Origin of the sequence: Mesorhizobium sp. M7A.F.Ca.CA.004.06.1.1, from assembly GCF_003999135.1 — a bacterium.
Classification (GTDB): Bacteria; Pseudomonadota; Alphaproteobacteria; order Rhizobiales; family Rhizobiaceae; genus Mesorhizobium.
In genome coordinates, this window is record NZ_RZPQ01000523.1 from 1 (window position 1) to 4,241 (window position 4,241).

Consider the following 4,241-nt stretch of genomic DNA (forward strand, 5'->3'; position numbering starts at 1 on the left):
GAAACTGCCTGTTGTCGTCGATTCTCCCGGCGGCAATGTCGAGGCGGCGCTGACGCTTGGCCGGCTGATCCGCAAGAACAAGTTCGATATCGCCATCGGCAAGACGGTGTTTTCCAGCTGCCAGCCCGATGCGAAGGGCTGCCAGGGCCGTGACGCCCGCTACTTCGGCGATGTCATCGACTATGGCGCCATGTGCAATTCCGCCTGTCCTCTGATGTTTGCCGGCGGTATCAGGCGGGTGGCCGGCGAATGGGCCTATCTCGGCGTCCATCAGATCACCACGACCTACATCCGTACGAAATTGCAATACCGGACCACCTATCGCGTCGTGGGAGGCAAGAAGAAGATCCTCAACACAAAGATCGTCAGCCGCAAGAACGCCGGCAGCTACAAGACCTACGAGATGAGCAAGGCGGTTGAGAAAAAGCTGGCGGCCTACCTGAAACAGATGGGCATCGAACAAAGCATGCTCGAAACGATGAAGGGCACCCCGGCCAGCGAAATCCACCAGATCGCCCTCGACGACATGCTGGCGATGAAGCTGGTCACCAGCACGGACGCTGTAGGCGTGTTGACCGCGGCAAGCCTGTGCGAGCCCGGTCGCCTGGCCGCGAATTGCCGGGAAATGCCGGGGAACAAGCCTGACGGCCTGACGGCGACCGCGGATAAGTCTGCTCCGCCGGCGATCGAACCCGAGGCGGCGCGGCGCGATGAGGACATGCGCTTCGTTGTCGTTCGCGGCACCAATCCACTCTGCAATCCAGACTGCCCGGAATGGATTTCGGCGGAAGGTGCGATCACCCCCCGGACCCCGCAGAAGCTGCGCCAATTGCTCGCCATGCTTGGCAAACGGCAACTGCCTGTCGTGATCAGTTCGAGGGGAGGCGACCTGCTCAGCGCCCTGGCGGCAGGACGGCTTATCCATGAAAAGAAGCTCGACGTCGCCGTTGGCCGCACCGATTTCGTCGGCTGTGACCCAGGGGCGTGGAATTGCCTGGCCAAAGAGGGCGCCTATGCCGGGCTGAGCATCGATGCCGGCGTGGAGTGCGATTCGGCCTGCGCGCTGATGCTTGCCGGCGGCATCAGGCGGTTTGTCGGTCCCCAGGCGCGGCTTAGCCTTTACCCGATGGGGCAAAAGCAGATGGTCAAGGCCTATCTCGAGGAGATGGCGATCGGTCCCGCCCTGTTCGCAGCGATCGAGCGGCGCTCGGTCGAGCGCCGGCTGGAACCCGGCATGATGCTGAAGGTCGGCCTGACGACCGGCCTGCAATCGGTCGACGCGCTGACCGGTGCCACCATTTGCGAGGCGGTGCCAAGACCCGAGAATTGCCGGATCCGGCCTTCCGCCAATGCCGAGGCTGATGCGCCGGCCAAATTGTAGTGTGCGGCGGAGCCGGAAACCGGGCATGAGGCAGCTTGAGCCGCTTCCGATTGTTCCGCTATCGTCGCTGCTGGCGGCGCCAGGCAGGCGGAGGATCGATGCCGGCCTGGGTTGGGGCGTGCCGGGCGGCCCCTATAAGCCACCGGTACGAAACCATGATCGGCACGAAACGTATCGGGCGCAGGCATCCGGAATAACGCCACAATAGGGCGGAATGCTGCACTGGCCTGCAACCGTGAACGGTCCCGAGATGCTGATCGCCCATCTTCCAAGTGGCTATATTCTCGGAACGTTCATGCGCAGGCAGTGGCCTGGCAGCCCGGCTATCGTCGGGGCCGCCATAGTCGGCAGTGTCATCCCCGATATCGATATGCTGTATTTCCATTTCATCGACGGCGGACGCACCCGCCATCACTCCTATATGACGCATTGGCCGCTGTTCTGGGCGGCCGCAGGGGCGCTGTCGTTGCTATTCGTCAGCTGGCGCGCCCGCTCGTATCTGGCAGCCACGGCTGCCTTCTTTGCCGCCGCCATGCTGCATATGGTCCTCGATACGCTGGCGTCGCCGATATTGTGGCTGATGCCATTCGATCGGCGGGCGTTCGAACTCGTCACTGTACCGGCGGACTTCAGCAATTGGGTGCTCAGCTTTTTGCTGCACTGGACGTTCGCATGCGAACTCCTGATATGCGGCTGGGCGCTTTGGCTTGCACGCGGGCGACCGCAGCCTGCCACGAATGCCGCTTGAGGACGCTCCACATCGAAGAGGGCAGGCGACGTCTCTCTCAATCACGCCACCGCGCGCTGGCGACTTCAGGCCGGAGCTTGGGATCGACCCGGATGGCCTTGTCGGGATTAAGGCGCGTTTGCTTGCAAACCGCTCTTTACAGAGCGTGCGGAAGCTTTTAGGAAGCGCCTTCTGCGCCGACATGCGCACGATACGGGCATAGCTCAGTTGGTAGAGCGGCGGTCTCCAAAACCGCAGGTCGTAGGTTCGAGCCCTGCTGCCCGTGCCATTTCTTGGAATGGCATTCAACGCAATGTTTCGCCGTTTCGAAATGGCGTTTCAAAGCGATATTTCCATGCTCTGGCCTTTGAAAATCGGCGACCCGCTTGCCATATAGGGTCGATTGGGGCATAAGAGCGCCATAGCCGGGACGGAACGACTGGATGGTTCCGAGGCGGTGTTTGGTCATAAAGCGGAGACTTGCCACTTGCGTGGATCAAGAATCGGTTTTATGTAGACGAAACAGACACGCGACGCGTGGAGCTGGGAAACCGGCTTTACGCGTCTGATTTGCATGGGCGAAATGATTGCGCTGATTCGGCGCGAGATTGGGCTCAGGCGGCACGTCCCGGCCAGCGGGATCATCCAGGAGACCCGGCCAACGGGTCTTGAAGACAGAGCGGCATATGGCTTCGAAAACCACAAATCCTTTCGTCTTTCTCCAGCAGGTTCGCGCGGAGACCGCCAAGGTGACTTGGCCGTCGCGACGCGAAACGATGATCTCGACGGTGATGGTTCTGGCCTTCGCAGTGATCGCGATGATCTTTTTCTTCACCGCCGATCAGCTCATGGGCCTTGCGGTCGAACAGATTCTGGGCATCGGACGCTAAGTCCGGCGATTACGGAGAAGTCTTGAAATGACCGCGCGCTGGTACATCGTCCACGCTTATTCGAACTTTGAAAAGAAGGTCGCCGAGGATATCGAGAACAAGGCCAAGCAGAAGGGCCTGTCCGCCGACATCCACCAGATCGTGGTTCCGACCGAGAAGGTCGTCGAAGTTCGCCGCGGCCGCAAGGTCGATGCCGAGCGCAAGTTCTTCCCGGGCTATGTGCTGCTGAAGGCCAATTTGACCGACGCCGTGTTCTCGCTGGTCAAGAACACACCGAAGGTCACCGGCTTCCTGGGCGACTCCAAGCCGGTGCCGATCACCGAGGCGGAAGCCCAGCGCATCCTGAACCAGGTGCAGGAAGGCGTCGAGCGGCCCAAGCCCTCGGTCACGTTCGAGATCGGCGAAGCGATCCGCGTTTCGGATGGTCCGTTCGCGTCGTTCAACGGTTTCGTCCAGGAAGTGGACGAGGAGCGGGCGCGGCTCAAGGTGGAAGTTTCGATCTTCGGGCGCGCCGTGCCGGTCGATCTGGAATTCGGACAGGTCGAAAAGGGCTGATCCGAAATCCCTGACGCCGGTTTGGCGATCAGGGGAGGCGGCGCGGAAGCGCGCGGCCTGAGACGGTGGGAGGCGAGTGCGGCTTTAGCCGGCTGCGCGAACCGCACCACCAGACTGCAACCGCCGGCATGACCGGCATAGACAAAGGCAGGAAAAGAGATGGCTAAGAAAATTGCAGGCCAGCTCAAGCTCCAGGTGAAAGCGGGATCGGCGACGCCGTCTCCCCCGATCGGCCCGGCGCTTGGTCAGCGTGGCATCAACATCATGGAATTCTGCAAGGCGTTCAACGCGCAGACCCAGGAAATGGAAAAGGGATCGCCGGTTCCGGTCGTCATCACCTACTATCAGGACAAGTCCTTCACCTTCGTCATGAAGACGGCGCCGGTGAGCTACTTCCTGAAGAAGGCGGCGAACCTGACGTCCGGTTCCAAGGAGCCGGGCAAGGTCAAGGCCGGTACGGTTTCGCGTGACAAGGTCCGCGAGATTGCCACCGCGAAGATGAAAGACCTGAACGCAAACGACGTCGAAGCGGCCATGCGCATGGTCGAGGGCTCCGCCCGCTCGATGGGTCTGGAAGTGGTGGGCTAAGATCATGGCAAAGATTGCAAAGCGCGTATCGAAGACCCGCGAAGGCATCGATCCCAACAAGGCTTATGCCCTGGGCGATGCGCTGAAGCTGCTCAAGGAC

The 4,241-nt window shown here is 61.2% G+C and carries 5 protein-coding genes, 1 tRNA gene and 1 pseudogene; all 7 read left to right on the forward strand.

Translation table 11 applies throughout. The annotated features are described in order from the left end of the window. Positions 1-1,381: hypothetical protein (locus EN906_RS24865; protein WP_127375452.1), on the forward strand; the 1,381-nt coding region annotated here is incomplete at its 5' end. 250 nt (positions 1,382-1,631) lie between these two features. After that, positions 1,632-2,129, forward strand: coding sequence for a metal-dependent hydrolase (locus EN906_RS24870; protein ID WP_127268201.1), 498 nt, complete (start codon positions 1,632-1,634; stop codon positions 2,127-2,129). A 192-nt stretch (positions 2,130-2,321) separates the two neighbouring features. Further along, a tRNA-Trp gene (locus tag EN906_RS24875) sits at positions 2,322-2,397 on the forward strand. 397 nt (positions 2,398-2,794) lie between these two features. Continuing rightward, positions 2,795-2,998 (forward strand): preprotein translocase subunit SecE, encoded by a 204-nt coding sequence (secE, locus tag EN906_RS24880; RefSeq protein WP_013531408.1) that lies wholly within the window; start codon positions 2,795-2,797, stop codon positions 2,996-2,998. A 27-nt stretch (positions 2,999-3,025) separates the two neighbouring features. Further along, a complete protein-coding gene (nusG, locus tag EN906_RS24885) occupies positions 3,026-3,553 on the forward strand; it encodes a transcription termination/antitermination protein NusG (protein ID WP_013531409.1) in 528 nt (175 codons plus the stop codon). Between the two features lie 159 nt (positions 3,554-3,712). Further along, positions 3,713-4,141, forward strand: coding sequence for a 50S ribosomal protein L11 (gene rplK, locus EN906_RS24890; protein WP_013531410.1), 429 nt, complete (start codon positions 3,713-3,715; stop codon positions 4,139-4,141). Positions 4,142-4,145: 4 nt separating this feature from the next. Next, positions 4,146-4,241: pseudogene (locus tag EN906_RS38480) on the forward strand (50S ribosomal protein L1); the annotation flags it as partial.

Coding starts and splice junctions, on each gene's coding strand:
- EN906_RS24870 (WP_127268201.1), top strand. CDS start 1,632: ATGCTGATCGCCCATCTTCCAAGTGGCTATATTCTCGGAACGTTCATG.
- secE (WP_013531408.1), top strand. CDS start 2,795: ATGGCTTCGAAAACCACAAATCCTTTCGTCTTTCTCCAGCAGGTTCGC.
- nusG (WP_013531409.1), top strand. CDS start 3,026: ATGACCGCGCGCTGGTACATCGTCCACGCTTATTCGAACTTTGAAAAG.
- rplK (WP_013531410.1), top strand. CDS start 3,713: ATGGCTAAGAAAATTGCAGGCCAGCTCAAGCTCCAGGTGAAAGCGGGA.